This window comes from Halosimplex amylolyticum (genome assembly GCF_051414035.1).
GTDB classification, from domain to species: Archaea; Halobacteriota; Halobacteria; order Halobacteriales; family Haloarculaceae; genus Halosimplex; species Halosimplex amylolyticum.
In genome coordinates this window covers 2023291-2040632 of sequence record NZ_JBLKNW010000001.1, presented here as the reverse complement: position 1 = coordinate 2040632, position 17342 = coordinate 2023291, and the positions used below count along the sequence as shown (strand labels likewise).

At 65.0% G+C, this 17342-nt stretch carries 27 protein-coding genes and 1 tRNA gene; all 28 read left to right on the top strand.

Annotation, left to right across the window (positions count from 1 at the left end):
* The first annotated feature begins 47 nt into the window (after positions 1-47).
* The 28 genes from ACMGFE_RS09815 (at position 48) to ACMGFE_RS09680 (ending at position 17332) form a co-directional block, all read left to right on the top strand.
* Complete coding sequence (locus ACMGFE_RS09815; protein ID WP_436924976.1) at positions 48-1394, top strand: orc1/cdc6 family replication initiation protein; 1347 nt, start codon at positions 48-50, stop codon at positions 1392-1394.
* Between the two features lie 735 nt (positions 1395-2129).
* Positions 2130-2708 carry a (d)CMP kinase gene (gene cmk / locus ACMGFE_RS09810; RefSeq protein WP_436924975.1) on the top strand — a complete coding sequence of 193 codons (579 nt, stop codon included), beginning with the start codon at positions 2130-2132 and terminating at the stop codon, positions 2706-2708.
* Positions 2708-3577, top strand: coding sequence for an RNA-guided pseudouridylation complex pseudouridine synthase subunit Cbf5 (locus ACMGFE_RS09805; RefSeq protein ID WP_436924974.1), 870 nt, complete (start codon positions 2708-2710; stop codon positions 3575-3577). The genes cmk and ACMGFE_RS09805 overlap by 1 nt, the downstream gene beginning before the upstream one ends.
* Positions 3578-3627: 50 nt before the next feature.
* Positions 3628-3698, top strand: a tRNA-Pro gene (locus ACMGFE_RS09800).
* Positions 3699-3892: 194 nt separating this feature from the next.
* The gene (locus ACMGFE_RS09795) at positions 3893-4453 is read left to right on the top strand and encodes an RNA polymerase sigma factor (RefSeq protein WP_436924973.1); all 561 of its coding nucleotides are present in this window, start codon (positions 3893-3895) and stop codon (positions 4451-4453) included.
* 169 nt (positions 4454-4622) lie between these two features.
* Positions 4623-5087 (top strand): hypothetical protein, encoded by a 465-nt coding sequence (locus tag ACMGFE_RS09790; RefSeq protein WP_436924972.1) that lies wholly within the window; start codon positions 4623-4625, stop codon positions 5085-5087.
* A 41-nt stretch (positions 5088-5128) separates the two neighbouring features.
* Entirely contained in the window at positions 5129-5869 is a 741-nt protein-coding gene (locus ACMGFE_RS09785; protein WP_436924971.1) for a DNA methyltransferase, read from the top strand.
* The gene (locus tag ACMGFE_RS09780) at positions 5862-6017 is read left to right on the top strand and encodes a hypothetical protein (RefSeq protein ID WP_436924970.1); all 156 of its coding nucleotides are present in this window, start codon (positions 5862-5864) and stop codon (positions 6015-6017) included. Before ACMGFE_RS09785 ends, ACMGFE_RS09780 begins: the two co-directional genes overlap by 8 nt.
* A gap of 184 nt (positions 6018-6201) precedes the next feature.
* Positions 6202-7365: a hypothetical protein gene (locus ACMGFE_RS09775; RefSeq protein WP_436924969.1), complete on the top strand. Its 1164-nt coding sequence runs from the start codon at positions 6202-6204 to the stop codon at positions 7363-7365.
* Positions 7362-7928: a hypothetical protein gene (locus ACMGFE_RS09770; RefSeq protein WP_436924968.1), complete on the top strand. Its 567-nt coding sequence runs from the start codon at positions 7362-7364 to the stop codon at positions 7926-7928. The genes ACMGFE_RS09775 and ACMGFE_RS09770 overlap by 4 nt, the downstream gene beginning before the upstream one ends.
* Positions 7925-8458: a hypothetical protein gene (locus ACMGFE_RS09765; protein ID WP_436924967.1), complete on the top strand. Its 534-nt coding sequence runs from the start codon at positions 7925-7927 to the stop codon at positions 8456-8458. Before ACMGFE_RS09770 ends, ACMGFE_RS09765 begins: the two co-directional genes overlap by 4 nt.
* On the top strand, positions 8448-8987 hold the full coding sequence (locus ACMGFE_RS09760) for a hypothetical protein (protein WP_436924966.1): 540 nt from the start codon (positions 8448-8450) through the stop codon (positions 8985-8987). Before ACMGFE_RS09765 ends, ACMGFE_RS09760 begins: the two co-directional genes overlap by 11 nt.
* Positions 8987-9772, top strand: coding sequence for a helicase HerA domain-containing protein (locus tag ACMGFE_RS09755; RefSeq protein WP_436924965.1), 786 nt, complete (start codon positions 8987-8989; stop codon positions 9770-9772). The genes ACMGFE_RS09760 and ACMGFE_RS09755 overlap by 1 nt, the downstream gene beginning before the upstream one ends.
* Positions 9769-9936: a hypothetical protein gene (locus tag ACMGFE_RS09750; protein WP_436924964.1), complete on the top strand. Its 168-nt coding sequence runs from the start codon at positions 9769-9771 to the stop codon at positions 9934-9936. Before ACMGFE_RS09755 ends, ACMGFE_RS09750 begins: the two co-directional genes overlap by 4 nt.
* Before the next feature lie 73 nt (positions 9937-10009).
* Positions 10010-10297, top strand: coding sequence for a hypothetical protein (locus ACMGFE_RS09745; RefSeq protein WP_436924963.1), 288 nt, complete (start codon positions 10010-10012; stop codon positions 10295-10297).
* Positions 10297-10779: a hypothetical protein gene (locus tag ACMGFE_RS09740; protein WP_436924962.1), complete on the top strand. Its 483-nt coding sequence runs from the start codon at positions 10297-10299 to the stop codon at positions 10777-10779. Before ACMGFE_RS09745 ends, ACMGFE_RS09740 begins: the two co-directional genes overlap by 1 nt.
* Positions 10780-10781: 2 nt before the next feature.
* A complete protein-coding gene (locus ACMGFE_RS09735) occupies positions 10782-11555 on the top strand; it encodes a hypothetical protein (protein WP_436924961.1) in 774 nt (257 codons plus the stop codon).
* Between the two features lie 8 nt (positions 11556-11563).
* The gene (locus ACMGFE_RS09730; RefSeq protein WP_436924960.1) at positions 11564-11803 is read left to right on the top strand and encodes a hypothetical protein; all 240 of its coding nucleotides are present in this window, start codon (positions 11564-11566) and stop codon (positions 11801-11803) included.
* Positions 11804-11807: 4 nt separating this feature from the next.
* Complete coding sequence (locus tag ACMGFE_RS09725; protein ID WP_436924959.1) at positions 11808-13271, top strand: hypothetical protein; 1464 nt, start codon at positions 11808-11810, stop codon at positions 13269-13271.
* Entirely contained in the window at positions 13268-13486 is a 219-nt protein-coding gene (locus tag ACMGFE_RS09720; RefSeq protein ID WP_436924958.1) for a hypothetical protein, read from the top strand. Before ACMGFE_RS09725 ends, ACMGFE_RS09720 begins: the two co-directional genes overlap by 4 nt.
* Complete coding sequence (locus ACMGFE_RS09715) at positions 13486-13845, top strand: hypothetical protein (protein WP_436924957.1); 360 nt, start codon at positions 13486-13488, stop codon at positions 13843-13845. Before ACMGFE_RS09720 ends, ACMGFE_RS09715 begins: the two co-directional genes overlap by 1 nt.
* Positions 13842-14459, top strand: a complete 618-nt coding sequence (locus tag ACMGFE_RS09710) for a hypothetical protein (RefSeq protein WP_436924956.1) — start codon at positions 13842-13844, stop codon at positions 14457-14459. The genes ACMGFE_RS09715 and ACMGFE_RS09710 overlap by 4 nt, the downstream gene beginning before the upstream one ends.
* Positions 14456-14698, top strand: a complete 243-nt coding sequence (locus ACMGFE_RS09705) for a hypothetical protein (protein WP_436924955.1) — start codon at positions 14456-14458, stop codon at positions 14696-14698. Before ACMGFE_RS09710 ends, ACMGFE_RS09705 begins: the two co-directional genes overlap by 4 nt.
* Positions 14699-14782: 84 nt before the next feature.
* The gene (locus tag ACMGFE_RS09700; RefSeq protein ID WP_436924954.1) at positions 14783-15127 is read left to right on the top strand and encodes a hypothetical protein; all 345 of its coding nucleotides are present in this window, start codon (positions 14783-14785) and stop codon (positions 15125-15127) included.
* Positions 15128-15517, top strand: coding sequence for a hypothetical protein (locus ACMGFE_RS09695; protein ID WP_436924953.1), 390 nt, complete (start codon positions 15128-15130; stop codon positions 15515-15517).
* Positions 15514-16836, top strand: coding sequence for a hypothetical protein (locus ACMGFE_RS09690; protein WP_436924952.1), 1323 nt, complete (start codon positions 15514-15516; stop codon positions 16834-16836). The genes ACMGFE_RS09695 and ACMGFE_RS09690 overlap by 4 nt, the downstream gene beginning before the upstream one ends.
* Entirely contained in the window at positions 16833-17054 is a 222-nt protein-coding gene (locus ACMGFE_RS09685; protein ID WP_436924951.1) for a hypothetical protein, read from the top strand. The genes ACMGFE_RS09690 and ACMGFE_RS09685 overlap by 4 nt, the downstream gene beginning before the upstream one ends.
* Positions 17051-17332: a hypothetical protein gene (locus tag ACMGFE_RS09680; RefSeq protein WP_436924950.1), complete on the top strand. Its 282-nt coding sequence runs from the start codon at positions 17051-17053 to the stop codon at positions 17330-17332. The genes ACMGFE_RS09685 and ACMGFE_RS09680 overlap by 4 nt, the downstream gene beginning before the upstream one ends.
* Positions 17333-17342: the final 10 nt, after the last annotated feature.

Sequence of the window (17342 nt, the reverse complement as noted above, 5' to 3'; positions counted from 1 at the left end):
CACACGGTCCCAGGGTATATTTATAGGACGAGGTTGAGACGGATAGCATGGCCAACGGCGACGATAGCCCGTCTCTCTCGCAGTCCATCAAGGGCCGTCTCCAGGAGGGCGTGCAAAACTCCGTCTTCAAGGACAAGGGGTTGCTCGACCCGGACGTCGTTATCGACGAGGACCGGATCGTGGGTCGGGAACAACAACTGGAAGACATCATCACGTACCTTCGTCCGGCGCTACAGGGTAACAAGCCGCCGAATATGCTGCTCTACGGCCCCTCGGGGACCGGGAAGTCGCTAATCATCAACGCCGTCTGCGAACAGGTCCTTGAACTGTCGAACTCCCAGGACGACCGGTTCGGGGTAATCCGGATCAACTGCCAGACGATCAAGTCCCACGACCGCGCGGTCTATCGGCTGGCGGAAAACGCCGCGACCGAAGCCGGCGTCGACCTCGGCGTCCCCGAAAGCGGAATCTCGACGGATCAGAAGCTCAACCGGTTCTACGAGATCCTGAGCGACAACTTCGACTCGGTCATCATCATCCTCGACGAGGTGGACCTCCTCGTCGGCCGACAGCGAGACCCCAACGCCGAACCGGCGTACTCGAAACTGCTCTATCAGCTCTCCCGTGCGACACAACTCGGCCGGATCGACGGCCACGTCTCGGTCGCCGCGCTCACGAACGACCCGCGATTCATGGAGGACCTGGACGGTCGTGCGGAGAGTTCGTTCAACCCCCAGGACGTCGTCTTCCAGGACTACGACGCGAATCAGCTCCAGGCGATCCTCGAACGACGCCGCGACGCCTACCAGGAGGGCGTGCTCGAAGACGGGATCATCCCGCTCAGCGCTGCCTTCGCCGCCCAGGACCACGGCGACGCGCGGAAAGCCATCGACCTGTTCCGGAAGGCCGGCGAGATCGCCGACCGGGAGGGCGAGGAGTCGGTCCGCGAAGACCACGTGAGGGGGGCCCAGGAAGAGGCCGAACGCGATCGCACGCTGACGCAGATGCAGGGGCTCTCGGCGCAGAAGAAACTCTCGCTGTACGCGACCGCGGTCGTCCCCGTCTATTCCCAGCGCAGTCTGAACGCGGTCCCGAGCACCGTCGCCTACCGGGTGTACCAGTATCTCACCAGTCTCGTGGACACCGAGGAGAAGTCCCGCGATTCGTACCTCCGGTACATGAGCGAGGCGGAGACGTACAACTTCATCACGTCGGAGAAACGCGGTCGCGGGTACGGGAGCGGCGTCCACAAGGAGTACACCTTCATCGACGACCCGAAAGTCGTCGCGGAAACGCTCCAAGCCGATATCCGTCTCGAGGAGGTCGAGAACAACGAGGACCTCATCGCGTCCGTCGTCACCGCACAGGTCGAGGAGTTCTTCGAAGAACACTAACCAGGCGGCTTCTCACCCCCGATTTCATCTCGCACACGGGGTGTTCATCTCTCGCACACTCATTTCATCTCGCACACGGGGTGTTCCGACGAATCGGCTAGTCGATCCGACGCACTCCGGGTCAGATTTCATTTCGCACAAGGGGTGCCGTCGGCTGAGACGGAAATTCATCTCGCACACGGGGTGTGCCGGCCGTTTCTCCGGTCACCGATCGTACGACTGTCCCCGCTTCGTCTTCCGATTGGCGGCACAGGAATTGCGAACACCCGTGCCCGGTCGAACAGTACGATGACCACTCAGTCAGTACGAAGTGATCGACGACCCATCTAATTGGCTACCCCGGCAGCAGTCTCGAAGCCGGCGACACTCCGCCTCCACCGGGGAGAAACCAGGCGATGGCGCGTCGTCGACAACCGCTGCAATGGTTCGCCACGACTCAGTTTCGATACTGCCGATTTCACATCGCACACGGGGGGTCACCCCTTCGACGCCCCGGCCATCGTTCGCGATCGCGCAGAACATGTAACTCAATTCACCTCTCACGCGGGGTATCGACACCGCCCTGGCCCTCGTCATCCGCGGTATCGCTGGTTCGGCGTATTCGTCAGGGCCCGGAGCGAGCGCGTTTGAATCGGATATCGGATCACGGTTCTGCCGGAAGAATTCTGTCGAGCCGTCTCTGCTGGGAACGCGGCGGTTCGTAACGTCTTTTTACCGACCGCACGCACGTCAGGTATGTTGATAACCGTCTCCGGTCCCGCTGGGAGCGGAAAGACGACGTTCGCCGAGGCGCTCGCTGACGCGCTGGGGTACGAGTACGTCAGTGGCGGCGACATCTTTCGGTCGCTGGCGGACGAACGCGGTCACTCCCTCGTCGAGTTCAACAAGCTCGCCGAGGAGGACGACCAGGTCGACCGCGACCTCGACCGACGACTCCGGGAGATCGCGAGCGAACGCGACGACGTCGTCCTGGAATCGCGACTGGCAGGCTGGATGGCCGGCGACCACGCCGACCTGAAGTTCTGGCTCGACGCGCCGTTCGAAGTCCGGATCGACCGCGTCGCCGACCGCGAGGACAAGTCCGTCGACACCGCGCGCCGGGAGACCTCCGAGCGTGCCGAGAGCGAGGCCAAGCGCTATCTTGAGTACTACAACATCGACATCGAGGACCGCTCTATCTACGACCTCGTGATCAACACCTCGCGGTGGAGCCCGGCGACGGAAGTCGAGATCGCGCTCTCTGCGGTCGAGTCCTACGACCCGGCCGACGACGAGGGGAAAACGCCCGTCACCGCCGTCGAGTACGATTTCTAATGGCGCTTCGCGGCCCGCCCGACGAACGCTCCGTCGACGCGCTGCTCGAGTTCGGCGTGGTCAACCTCGACAAGCCCCCGGGCCCGTCGGCCCACCAGGTCGCCGCCTGGGTACGCGACATGGCCGGCGTCGATCGCGCCGCCCACGCTGGGACGCTGGACCCGAAGGTGACTGGCTGCCTGCCGATGCTGCTCGGCGACGCCACGCGGATGGCCCAGGTCTTCGACGACAGCGTCAAGGAGTACGTCGCGGTCCTCGAACTCCACCGCCCTGCGCCAGCCGACTTCGAGTCGGTGCTCGCAGAGTTCGAGGGGGAGATCTACCAGAAGCCACCGAAGAAGAGCGCGGTCGTTCGGCGGCTTCGGTCGCGTGAGATCTACGACCTCGACGCGCTCGAAGTCGAGGACCGTCGGGCGCTGATCCGGGTCCGTTGCGAGAGCGGTACGTACATTCGAAAACTCTGCCACGACCTCGGGCTGGCGCTCGGAACAGGCGCGCACATGGGCCACCTGCGGCGGACGACGACCGGGTCGTTCGACGACACGGATCTCTCGTCGCTGTACGACCTCGCCGACGCGCTCGCGTGGGCCGAGGAGGGCGACACCGACGCGTTGCGGGAGGTCGTCCAGCCGGCCGAGCGGGCGCTCGTCGACCTGCCGAGCGCGACCATCGCCGAGAGCGCCGCCCGCGAAGTGGCCGAGGGCGCGCCCGTCTACGCACCCGGGTTGCTGGAGATCGACGACGTATTTCGGGGTGATCTGTTGGTTTGCTACACGCCCGACGGTGCAGCGGTCTGTCTTGGGACGCTCGCTGGCGATCCCGAGGCCGACGAGGGAGTCGTCGTGGACCTCGAACGGGTCCTGATCTGACGGACGCAAAGCGAAGGGCTTAATCAGGGTAGGCACGTCTGCCGATACGCGGGACCGTGGGGTAGCGGTATCCTCGGCGCATGGGGTGCGTCGGACCTGAGTTCGAATCTCGGCGGTCCCACTCCAAAATAAAGGATAGCGGCGCTCTTTGCCGCTTTTTCACTGTTTCGAGGTGGTCGGCGTGAGCCGCGCGCCCGAGACGCCCGGCATTCCTGATCCCACCGACAACACCGGGCAGATCTGCGACTTCTGTGGGTGCCTCATCGACGCCCCGCTGAAGCGGTGCCCGGCGAAGGAACGGGGGGTGTGTCGCCCATGAGCATCGAGAGCGGCAGCAACTGGCAGCCGAGCGACGATCTCCCGAACCGACTCGGCGGCCCGCCGACGTTGTCGATGCCCGACGACTGGACGCTCTCGACGCCGTGGCAGCGCGCTCAGGAAGAGGCGGACGAGGGCGGCCCCGTCACCAACGCCGAGCGCATGGTATACCTTAGCGGTTCAGACTACCCGCACAGGGTCACGTGGGCGCTGAAGGGACGAACGCTGTTAGCTGACTGCGACTGTAAGGCGCACCGGTTCAACGACGGCTGGTGCTCTCACGTCGCGGCGCTCTGGTGGCAGTGGACTCGTGGCCGTATCGTCGTCTCGCACCTCGACACCGGCCGCGAGTACCCAGAGCCACCAGCTTGGCTCTGCCTCGACGACGACCCGACCGCTTACGACCGCCTCACTCCTGCTGAACTCGATGCCTACCTGACCTGCGACCGCGGAGAGATGGGTAACCGCGAGTACGCCGACCTGTCCGACCGTTCCGCGGGTACAGTCGGAAACCTGCTCCGCCGAGCCCGCGACAAACTCGGGGGTGTCGACCGATGACCGAGGGGTCCCCAGCCCCACTCTCTCAGAGACATGCGGGGGGGTGTCCGCCACCATACACCGCAGTCGAAACCGACCCGCGATCTGGAACCCCCCGGATGCGGGGCGACCGTACCCCTGTTTCATCTGTGTCCGCAGAGGTTCCCCGATCTGCGGACAGGAGGGCAGCATGAGTCAGGCCCGCGGAAGCCGACTCCCCGGCGACTCCGAGAGCAACGACCGACACCGGGACGAAGAGCGCGCTGAAGCCCGTCTTTCGGGCGAACTGGCCGCTCGCTTCACCGACTACATCGACGCCCACGGACTCACCAAGAGCGACGTGGTCCGGGAGGCACTCGACGAGTTCCTGCCGGCGTCGGAACGGTCGCAGTACGTGCTACCGCGAGATCCCGGATTGGCCGACGCGTATCTCGCACTGGCCGGTGAGGAGAAGCGTGTTCTCTCCGTCGACCAAGCCGAGAACATCCTATGCCGGGAGTCCCACCCGAACACGCCGAAAGAGGTCATCCGTGACGAAGTGCTCGACCCGCTCAAGGATAGCGGACTGGTGTCCGTCCACAACGGACAGGTCGGCGTTCACCCGCTGACTGAGCGTGAAGAGTACGCAATCGAGGGAGAACTGACCGATGAGTGAGCAGTGTGGTAGCGTTTCATCTGGCACACGGGGTGATGCCGGTGCCAAGTGATCAATCTACGAGCGGTGTTGAGCGCGGCAACGTGTTCGAACTGCTGCCGACTCTCGAGGAAGGCTTCGGCCACGCGGCCGTCGTCGACTACCCCTGGAAGTTCAACGCTGACAACGGCTCCGGGCGGTTCCAGTCCACCGACTCGGATCGGGAGTTCGAGGTCTACCAGACCGAGGAGAACGACCGCCTTGCCGACGTGCTCGAAGAGCTGTCCCGAGTCTTGGTCGACGGGGCGTGGGTGTTCGTGTTCGCGGACGACGACACGGTACCCGAGTTTCGTCAGCGTCTCGAAGAATCGCCTCTGACCTACCGGCGGACGTGCGTCTGGGATCGTGAGAAGTTCGGGATGGGCTACTACCACCGCGTGCAGCACTACCCGATCCTGACGGCCACGAACGGCGAAACGGACCGGTACGTACAGGGCCGGGGAACGGTGTACCGGGCGCTCAAACACGACGGAGAACCGTCGGAGAACGACTATCCCACCGGGAAGCCGGTCAAGCTCTACCGGCAGATGCTCGCCAAGCCCGTCCTCGAGGACGGCGAAAGACTGATCGAACCGTTCTGCGGGCACGGTCCCGGCGCCGCAGTCGCTACCGAGCGCGGACTCTACTACTGGGGAGCGGACACGAACCCGGAAGCGGTGGAACAGGCCCGCCAGCAACTCGAACAGACTCGACTAACGGAGGATCTTGTGACGGCCACTAACAGCGGTGATTGCGATGTCTGAGACCGACCAAGAGCGCACAGCCTACCTTCAGGACGTGCTCGCGGACCTACACACCGTCCGGGGGCTGATGAACGACGGCCGCCCCCTCGAAGCGCTGTCTCACGTGAACGACTCCATCGACAGGTTGGAGAGTGAGATCGATGACTGACGAGAGCACCGACCACCTGAGCCGGGTCGACGCTCGTGCGGTGGGCGCGCTCACTGACCTGCGACAGACCCACCTCTCCGACCTCTCCCGTGAGCGGTCCCGTCTTGGTTAGTTAGTTAATTATCTATTAACTTGCTAACAGGTTTTATTCCTGAGGTGTTCGTTGGTTATCCCGGAGGAACTTGTGACGACCATCGAGTTTGGAACAAAAACAGCGGCCGATGCCATTCGAGACGAGTACGCCGACCACCTGTGCAGCGACGACGATCGCCGCCTGAAAGAGGTGGTCTTCGCGTCGGACACGCCCGACCACGTCATCGACCAGGCCCATCAACAGGCCCTCGACTCCCGCTCGGAGCGGGAAGGGGGGTCTGGTCAGGTACCCCTGTCTGATCACGAACGGGGGGAAATCGACTTCTCCGAAGGGCGCGCATCAGTCCCTCACGCCCGTAGTGTGAAAGGAATCGCTGCGGACGAGGGGGTGTCTGACTGGCTGGCGCACTACGACCCGACCCTGACGGTCGACGAACACCGGGAGGTGATGGAACGAGCAGGCCGTGAGGGGGGTGGTCGTCGTCGCGAAGACAGCGAAACAGCCACCGAAAAGGCGGGTCGCGCCGCCCGTCGCTCGCAAGACGAGGGGTGCGACCACGCCCGCGGGCACTGTGAGAACGGGGACCCCGAAGCCTGCGAGTTTCTGACGGACGCGTGCGGATACGCCAAAGACGAAGTTTCCCACCTGCTCGACGAGACGGGCGAGGAGACCACCACCGAACAACAGGAACTGGTGCGGGTCGGTGGGGGTGATTTCCCTGAGATGGAGGTTTCACCGAGTACAGCGGGGGCCCTCTCCCGCTCGTGGCAGGGGTATCGAGGGGCTGTCTCACGCCTCGGTACTGAACTGGCCGACGTGCGCGAGGCGGTCATCAACGCTCGCCAGGCGATGCAGGTGATCAACGCCATCCGAGAGCGCAACGGACAGGACCCCCTGCACCCCGACCGCCTGCACGATCTCCTCGAAGCTCTCGGCGACATGCCGGCGAAAATCCCCGAGGTGCGGTCACTCGCACACTACCAGGACCTCGCCCAGCCCGACCGAGAGGCGGTCATCGAGACGGATGACCAGCGGACGCTGTCGGGCGAGCAGGCCGACCCGCAGGCCCGGCTGGCAGGCGGGGAGCAGGGCGAGCGCGGACAGGGCGAGGTAGAGGAGCACGTCGAGGAGAACCCCGGCGGCGTGCTGGCCGACCAGCGGGAGAGCACCGACACCGGCTCCACCGGAGAGGGGACCGAGCAACAGATCCCGGACGAGTTCGCCGTCGCTGAAGGCGGCCAGGAGACGCTATGACAGACTACACTTGCCCCGTAGAGGGGTGCGACTACGGCGAAAACGAATCGAAGGCCCTCGAATCGGTGAAGGGTCACATAAACGGCAGTATCGACGACGCTCACGACTGGGGCGAACTACGTTCCGAGGTGGAAGCGCAGGCCGAGGAGGACGAAGAGGGAAACGAAGACCTCCCGACCGGCGACGAGAGCGACAGGACGGACAGCGACGATCCCGACGAGACCGAGAACAGCGACGACGCGGACCCCAGCGATGGGGACTCAGAGGAGAGCGAGGAGGGAGACATGCCGACGCCTGAGGAGTACGACCAGCAACACACGGACCCCGAGGAACAGACGGAACCCAGCGACCCCCCGGAGACGGCTTCCACGCTGTCCTTCGGCAGCCTCTCCGACATCCCCACGGCCTACCTCATTGCGGGGGCCCTCGTGGTGGTCGTGCTGGCGTGGCTTCTGTTGTCCGGATCGGACGAGGAAACGACCGAGACGGGCGGGGCCGTCGAGGAGACTGAAGAGGAGACCGAGACTGTCGAGACCACCGAGGACGAGGGGGGTCTGGTGTGAGCGAAACAGACCCGGAACCGGCGGAATCTGACACAGAAACCCCCCAAGAAGCGGACGCAGACCCCTCGCAAGACGACGGGGACGACGCACCGGACATCTCCGACGAGGAGACGGCAGACCTGTCTGGCCTCGACCTCGACGGTGCCGACCTCGACCCCGACCCAGACGACGAACCTGACGCTGACGAGCGCGATGAGCCCGACGCCGACACGAGTCAGTCGACCGAGACTCTATCCGGTGGCGGTGGCGGTCGATGGGGCGAGATGTACGTCTCGGTGCTGACTCAGACCACGAATCGGGTCATCGAGAAGCACGGAGACGAAGACAGCGAGAAGGTCGACCGGGAGCACTTCGAGGAGGTCGATCTCGATCGCCACTTCAACGAGACGATGGAGAAGTTCAAGGGATCGGCCGAGATGGAGCCCGAGCAGGCGCTTGTCATCGGTTCCATCGTGGGTGTGGCCGGGCCGATCTGCCTCGAAACAAACCTGCTGAGCGAACTGAAGGAGGAGATCCAAGATGATGCGTAAGCAGATCGCCAAGTACCTGAGTCGAACCGAACACGTCCGCAGCGCGGCCGAAGTGCTGGCGGGCCTGGAACACGAGCAGCTACAGGCCGCTGCCGCGCTGTCGGACGCTGCCGGTCTGGGCTACGACATCGACGTCCCGGACCAAGAGGTGCGAACCGACGCTATCGCCGCGGTCATTCGCGGGATGCTGGGGGGCGACTTCGAAGACTGGTGGCGCCAGAACGTCGCGACGGAACAGCTGGAGAAGGCCCCGCCGAAGCAGTACGTCGGCGCTGGGAAGGGCTCAACGGCGTGGGAATCGCAAATCGAGGACTGGGCCGGGAAGATCGAAGCGGCAGGCGGTGAGGGGTCCGAAAGACACCTCGCCGACGTGGCCTGTCAGGACGTGTACGGCGTCGGCCTTGACGAGTTCGAGGCCGAGGTCTTGGAGTGGGACCGCGGACAGTCGGCAAAGCGCCTGATCGCGGGCAACTTCCGGGCCGTCCGGGACGTGATGCAGGACGCCGCGACCGAACTCCAGGAAGACTGATGCATAGGCTGATACTCGCCAAGACCGGCTGGGGAAAGAGCTACTACAGCCAGGCAGTCATCGAGGTCAACATCCCGAAATACGACATTACAGTGCTGTTCGACCCGAAAGACGAGTATCGGGGACTGGTCAAAGCCGGGTATCTGAAACACTTCATCGTCGGCCCCGCAGAGGCGGGCTGGTCTACCGACCAGTGGCAGACGTTCCTGGGGAAGAACCCGCGCGTCGTGCTGGCGAAGTACCGACTCGGGACGAAAGACTGGCAACAGGTGGCCGTCCGCGTGACGCGGGCGGTTCGCCGGCTCTGTCGCGCCGGTCATACCGGCCTTCTCGCCTTCGATGAAGCGCACAACGTCGCTGAACAGCACTCACTCCCGGAGGAACTCGGGAACCTCGCAACGACCGGGCGCGGAGAGGGCGCGTCGAGCATCTGGATAACCCAACGAGCTGCAAAACTCGACGAGGACATCATCAGCCAGTGCGGGGAGCGACTACTTGGGGGGTTCACCTCGGACGCCGATCTCGACAAACTCCGGAAGGTGACGGAGTACCCGATGGACATCCACAACCCCAGTGCGGCCACGCAGACGGCCGTCCCGGATGAACTGAAGGTCGACGGCAAGGGAATCCCGCTCCGTCGATTCGAGGACGACAACGGCAACACGACCGGTTCAGAGTGGATTTTCAGCGACGACTACGGCGAAATCGAACGTCGAGACACTTCGAACGTCTCGATGCAGTCGACGCACTACGGGCCGGAAGGCCAGGAGATCGCTGATCCATGAGGACAGATATTACGCTCCGCGGGGACGACTCGGAACAGTTCGAGAAGCTGAAGAAGGCACGCGCCGAGAAGCGCCACGGGAACGAACCGTCAAACGCCGAGATGCTCCGGTTGCTCATGGAGGACTACGACGGGCCAGAAGTGCGCGGCGGTCTGACGCGGTAGGCCGCACACCGACGGAGAGGAACGTCGATTTTACGCGCTGTTACTTGCCAAATCGGCAGCTTTGAGTTTTCGTATGCCTGAGATTGGCGACGCGTTTGATGCACTGATGGACCCGGAAGTCTACACGCAGGCGGCCGCAGGCTTCGCCGGGTACGCTGGTGCCGAAGTCGCACAGAACCTGATCGAACCCCACTTCGACGCCCCGGACGAGGCGTACGGACTGGTCGTAGTCGGTACTACTGCCGCCGTGGACGTTCCGTACGGAACGGCCATCGGTATCGGTGGCGGCGCACACACCGTCGAGGCGGCCGCCGAGCGGGTCGGTGTCCGCGAGACGATCGTCAACATCGGAGGTAACTGATGAGCGAGAGCCTCACCAACATGGGCAGTCAGAACGTCGACGCGACCGAGGAGCAGAACGTCACCGGGCAGATGACGCCGATCCTCACGCTCTCGCCCATCGACGGCCTGAAGCTCATCCTCGAACAGCGGGCGGACGGCGAGTCGGGCATCCCGATGTACGCCGAACTGAAGGACTCGAACGGCGACGATCTCCCGCTCGACACCGAACTGGTCCTCCGCTGGGACGCGCCCGGCAAGACCCAGCCGGAGGTCGTCTCGGAGAAGCTGGAGAACATCCGCCCGTGGCGGACGCTCTCGCTCACCGAGCAGCAGAACACCGACTACGAGGACCAGACCCGCATCGACCTGAACGGCCGGCGCCTCGAAGTCCTCGACATCCAGAACTTCGAGGTCGCTATCCGGTCCTCGGAGCAGATCTCCTGGCCGAACTCGCGCATCGAGTTCGCCCGCCAGCACGTCGACACCCGGAGCAAGAACTGACCATGCCGGGGAACGCACAGCGCGGACGGCCCGAGCAGATGCCGGAGCAGGCCCAGCGGGTGCTCGAACGCATCAAGAGCGTGCCGACCGACAAGGGCGCGCTCACCCGGTCGGACTTCGCGTTCAGCGCCGGGACGCCCGACCAGCGGACGGTCATCGCGGAGTTCCAGGCCGAACGGCCGTACTCCATCCGTCATCAGGACACCTTCGACCTGTCGCTGATGGCGCGCGAGACCTTCACGACCGACGGCACGGCCGACAACACGGAGACCTTCAACCTCTCGAACAACCTGCTCGAATCGAGCACGGTCGGCCAGTCGTTCGCGCTGTTCGAGGGGAACAGCCGCGTCAAGGCCGACTCCGTGGACTACGACGGGAACTCGTTCGACTACACGGACGACGGCACGGACAACACCCTCACGGCCTTCTACGCGGCCGGCGAGCAGGCCCTGGTGAGTATCCAGAAGGTCGCCCCGAACGGTTCCGTCGAAGAACTGTTCGTCGGCGACATCGGCCAGATCCACCGGCGGGACCAGAACGACAACCCGCTCACGATGGACCTCGACGCCTCGCCGTTCCAGCCCATCATCCCGACGGACTTCAGCCTGGAGGTGGCTGTGAACGCGCCCTACACCGCCGCGGTCACGGCGGACCCCGATGGGGACGGAACGGAGGTGACCGCACCGAACGCCCTGCTCGACGTGCCCCACCGCGGGGCGCCGAACAAGGTGCCGGAACTGGCCGCGGTCGTCCGCCAGGACATGGCGCGGAAGTGAGGTAAGCCATGCCTGATGCTGGCGGACTCGTGACCACCGAGGAGTACAGAACGGGGACGCCAGCAACCGGCGAGTACGGAGCGGCTGGCAGTCCCGCGAGCGACGGGACGAGCGGCATGGAGACGTACGGCACTCACTACTCCGTTTTTGACGAGTGGTTCGAGCGCAAGCCGTACAACCGCGAGGACGTGATCGTGTTCTGCGCGGTTCTCTCAGTCGCTATCCTGGCCTACGCGGAGACGAGGTAACATCATGGCACTGATAGACGGCAGCGACAGCGGAACGTCGGACAGTACAGACGATGAGACGGAATCGGTCAGTTACGTCTACTACGACGGCCAGTATGTCCCGGAGAGCGAGGTTCCGGACGACTCGGACAGCAGCGACTCGGACAGCACCGACTCGGACTCGGGGCTGGATGATGACGGGTACACCGGCGGGGGGTGGGCGGACGACCCCACCGACGGCATGACGGACGACGAAACGGACGGGTACACGGACGACGAGTACACCACCGGCGGGGCGTCCGACGGCGAGGACTCCGGGAGCGACTCGTGGAACGATTCAGCATCTAGCTCGGACAGCAGCGACTCGGACAGCAGCGACTCGGACAGCACGGACACCGGCGGGGTCGACTCCGGCGGGACCGACTCGACCAGCGACTCGGACAGCACCGACTCGGGCGGTCTCGACACGACCCCGCCGGAGACCGTGGCCGTCGGCGAGAGCTACGAGGACCTGAACCCGGACAGCCAGTACACGAACCCGGTCGACATCACCCGGCTGCACATCACGGAACCCCAGCCGATGCAGGGGAGCCGCGTGCCGGTGAAAATGGAGTTCACGAACCGGATGGACCGGAAGCTATCCATCTCTGAACCCGTCCGCATCAACGGGCAGTATGCGACTTCGGCGAGCGCGACCATCCCGGCGAACTCGACGGCGAAGACCACCTCCGAGGTGCCGGTGCCGGTGGGCGCCAGCGAGTTCACGATCTCCGTGGCGGGCGACAGCGCCACCAGGGAGACGAGCGACTACCTCGGCGGCCGGAACCTCAACCTCGCTCCGGACCCGCCGGACCCCGGCCAGCAGGCGCACGTATACATCACCTGGGTCAACCAGATCGGCCAGTACATCGAGCGGACGCTTCCCGTGAAGGTCAACGGGAATCAGGTGGACACGCACAGCGTCTCCATCTCCGGGAACGGCACGCTGGACGACAAGATTACCGTGACCATCCCGGACGGCGAGCAGTACAGCATCGACGTGGGACCGGCGCACGTCGACGGCCCCACCACCGCATCGGACAAGTTCGACGGGAGCAACGAGGTTCCCGAGCAGGGCACTTGGACCGATGACTTCGAGGAGGCGCAGGGAAGCACCGACACCAACCAGGGCGTGCTCGTGGACGAGAGCGACGTTCAAGACGGCGAAGTCGTGGATGACAACCTCGATGAGCGCGACAACACCGGCGGCACGAGCGGCCTGGATGACTCGGACACGGACGGATCGAGTGGATCTAGCTCGACCGGCGGCAGCGACGCCAGCGACCCCGCACCGGAAGGGGGAAGCACCGGCGTGGACCTGGGCGACTTCGGCGACTTCGGCGACTTCGACCCCGGCGCTGAAGTGGGTGACAGCGGTGTCACCCAGCGACAGGCAGGCATGGCCGCCGTGGCGCTCCTGGCAGCCGCGTGGGCGGGGGGCTGGCTGTGATTGGAGTCGAGACGCCGGGCGTCGGCATCGCGTCGACTGACGGGACGCACGGCAGTGAGAGCGACACCGGGAGCGAGGCGGGCGACTCGACCGGACTCGTGACCGAGACCGAGACGGGGCCGGCCGCACCGGCGCCCCAGGGGCCAGACAAGCGGCTGGTTCTCGTGGCGCTGGCGGTCCTCGCAGCGGCGACAGTCTACGGAGGTAGCCTCTGATGCTTCAGGACTACGACGAAACGAGCGGCGGCGGGAGTACAGACGACGGTGGGGACTTCTCGACCACCAGCGACGGCTACACCGACGGGTTTACCGGCGGTGGCTGGGCGGACGACCCCACCGACGGCATGACGGACGACGAAGCCGACGGCACGGTGACCGAGGAGTACACGGACGACCTGGGGCTGAACTGGGGCGATACCGACTCCGGCGACTCGCCGGACTCGACCGACTCGGACAGCTCCGAAACGCAGCCGGACACCGACCCCGACCCGGCGCCGTCGACGGGCGACGGGTTCGACCTCGACCCGAAGATGATCGCGGTCATCGCGGTCGTGTTCTACGGGGTGATCCGATGAGCGAGACCACCAAGGGCGGCAACGTCATCCTGCGGAACGTCCGGGTACCGGACACCGTGGAACCCGGCGAGACGTTCACCGCCGAGGCCGACGTGGACGTGGGTGGGGTGTTCGTCAACCCCCTGGACCCGGACCACTGCAACAACGCCAGCGGCGCCGGCGCCGGCTACACCCTGAGCGTCGAGTTCGAGGGGCCGGACGGCACCGTGAAGGAGGCCGGCCCGACGTGCCAACTGATGACCGAAGTCGGGGAGAACCGGAGCACGTACAGCAAGGACTTCACGGCGCCGATGTACGACGAACAGGCGACGGTATCCGCAAGGGTCGTGATGCGCGACTCCGGCAAGAGCACGGACGAGATGAGCGACACCGCGGAAGTGTCGCGAGACGCCCCGACGGAGCCCGAGAATCCGGACTACACGGACGGCGGGAGCACGGGCGATAACGTCAACTGGAACCCGCCGGACCCCGATGACTCGGACGGCCCCCAGTTCCCCGACTTCGGGATCGGCGACAAGCTCGAAGGCGTCGGCCTGCTGGTGGTCGTGCTCATCGGCGTGTACCTGCTCGTGGAGATGACCGAGGCGGGTGTCGAGGGGGCCAGCCCGCTATGAAACAATTCTGGATTCTCGTGGGCGCCTCACTGTTCAGCGGTTTGGGAGCGTCCGCTGTGGCGTTCGTGGGCCACCAGATACACCGAGACCTCGCCGGCCACCTTCAGCGAGTCGATGACAACGAGGACCGGAGCAAGACGAACAGAGAGGTGATCGTGCAGATGGTCCGCAACGCCGAGGAGGAACTGACGATCAACCCGGACCGACTGGCGGACGAACTCGACCCCGACCATGACTAACGTCACAATCGAACGCGATGAGATGCACGAATCGGAGCGGAAGAAAGCCGAGAAGCTCGCCGACCCGCAGGAGGACGACCACGCATGAGCCACAGCCCACCGGCCGGCGCGACGCCGGTCTGCGAGGCGGCACAGGTTCAACTCGACACCGGCGAGAAGGCCCGCATCGAGTTCACGCCGGAGCAGTCGAGCACCACGTTCAAGACGCCGATCGTGGCGATCACTCGGGCGACCGGCACGACCTACGAGATCGAGGCGGACGGCACGACCCGCTACGAGCAGAGCCCGGTTCCCCCGTCGGAACCCAACCACCTGAGTCAGTGCTTCATCCCCTCTGTGGAGTTCGAGGACTCGCTGACGGTCACCATCCGCAACGTCGGCGAGCAGATCCGGACCTACACGGCGCAAGTCGTGGGGTGGGAGGAGTAGATGCCGGGGCTTGAGACGGATGCGACGGTCGAGAAGATCGCCCGCGTCAAGGACCAGGCGGGCGACCTCGTGGCCGCGGCGAACGAGCGGCTTCAGCAGACCATCGCCGACGCGCTCACCAACGAGGACAGCCTGGAGGCGTTCGAGTACACGACCAGCGGCACGGGCGCCGAAGCGTTGGATGCGAACGCCGTCCCGGACGGCGTGTCGGTCCTCGTGACGTTCCTCGAAGGGAACGCCGGGGGCGTGTACGTCGGCGATTCGGGCACCCAGCCGGTCAAGCTCACCGCGGTGGGAGACACGTTCGTCTCTGAGGTGAGCGACACCTCGGCGATCTACGTGCAGACGCCGAACGGCGGCGACGGCGTGGGGGTCGTGTTCGAGGCATGACCGCCAACTTCGTCGGCGGTAGCGGCGGTGGCGGCGGCTACGATTACGTGCAGTCGGCCATGCCCTCGGACCCCGAGCAGGGGGAGACGTGGCTGGATACCGACGTGAGCGCCGGGTACGTCTACGACGGCACGCAGTGGATTCCCGAGACGCTGGTGGCGGGCAACGCCCTCGACCACACCGACGGCACGCTGTCGGTCGCAGAGGGCGCGATTTCCCTGGCGAACCTCTCGGGCTACCCGGTCGACGCCGGAGACGTGGACCTGGGCGACTTCCTCGAAAACGACGGCAGCGGCAACATCCGGGTGGCGGCCGGAAACGCCCTCGCTGATGACGGTAACGGCAATCTCGCCGTTCAGGAGGGGAACATCGACCACAGCAACCTCGCCGGCATGTCGCCCGGTTCGCACCACACGCCGGGGATCGTGACCTACAGCCAGAGCACGGAACCCGCGGGGAGCGAGGGTGAAACGTGGCTGCACACCGACGGCGGGACGTATCACGTCCACGACGGCAACGGGTGGCAGCCCATCCCGCCGGTGACCGCCCTCGAAGAAGTCGAGTACTTCGATGACCGCTCATCGGCCACGGTGACCGGCTCGAACATCATTTCGACAGGTTCCTCGGTCAACTTGCAGGAGCAGAGCCTCGCCACCCGCCCATCGGACGATAGTACGTTCAACCGGGGCGAGTTCAACGGCGTCGAGTACAACCCGAACGGCACGCTCGGCGGTGTAGACATGCAGATTTCGGCGAACACCGCGGTTCCGGGCGACGTGGCGCTGCGGGACTCGAACGGCAACGATATCATCCGCAAAGACGCCTCCTCGAAGGGCGGAGGCGACTGGGTTCACTTCGACCACACGCTTCAGGAGGGGACCACGTACCAGCTTGGCGTCTACGCCGAGAGCAGCAGCGTCGGACTCCATGACGGCGGAGTCTCCTATCCGTACTCGGATACGTACGGCGACATCACCGGCACGGTCTCCGGGGCGAGCAGCGGCGATCGCGTCTTCGCCATCTCGCAGGTCGGATCGAGCGGCGCGAAGACCAGCGGAGAGGTGACCATCTCGCTCGGACACCCTGGCGCAATCGAGGCGTGGGACCTCGTGACCTACGAGTATTCCGCAGATGGGGAGACGGTCACCATCGACGTTGAGGACGGCAACGGAACGGTTCTCTACTCGGACGTTCCGAAGAACTTCGACATCAGCACGGTGAGCACGTCTTCGGACGTGCAGATTCAGGCGAACATGTCGCGGTCGAACACATCGAACACGCCGCAACTGTTCTACGCTGCACGGAGGTACGTCAAATGAAGACTGAAAAGGCCAGCTACGGCGAACTGATGCGGGAGAACAGGCAACTCCGGGCCGCGCTCGAGGAGGTGCTGACGGCGCTGGAGGAGAGCAACACCAACGCAGACACGACAGCGGCCCGGGAGCGGATGCCGGACCCGCCCGGCCAGCGGAGACCGATTCAACGGAGTGCTGAGGCGGACCTGGGTCCGGGACCCGGTGAGGTTGAGGAGCGATGAACATCATTCCGCGGTCGACTGAGGAAAGCGAGACGGCCCGCGACGGCTTCCTGAGCACGTTGCGCGAGTTCCACGCGGCTATCATCGGCCTGGCCGTCGGCGTGGTCGTGGCGATGACCGGCGCCTGGGAACTGGCGGCGCTGTTCGTGTTCGCTGCCCTCGGCGCGAAGCTCTCGCAGGTCGAGCAGCTGGGCGACGTGCGACGGGAGCCCTGGTATGCGCTCGGTGCGATGCTGGTCGCGATCGGCGCCATCGAGGCGACGATTCATCTTCTGTGAGTATTCCCCT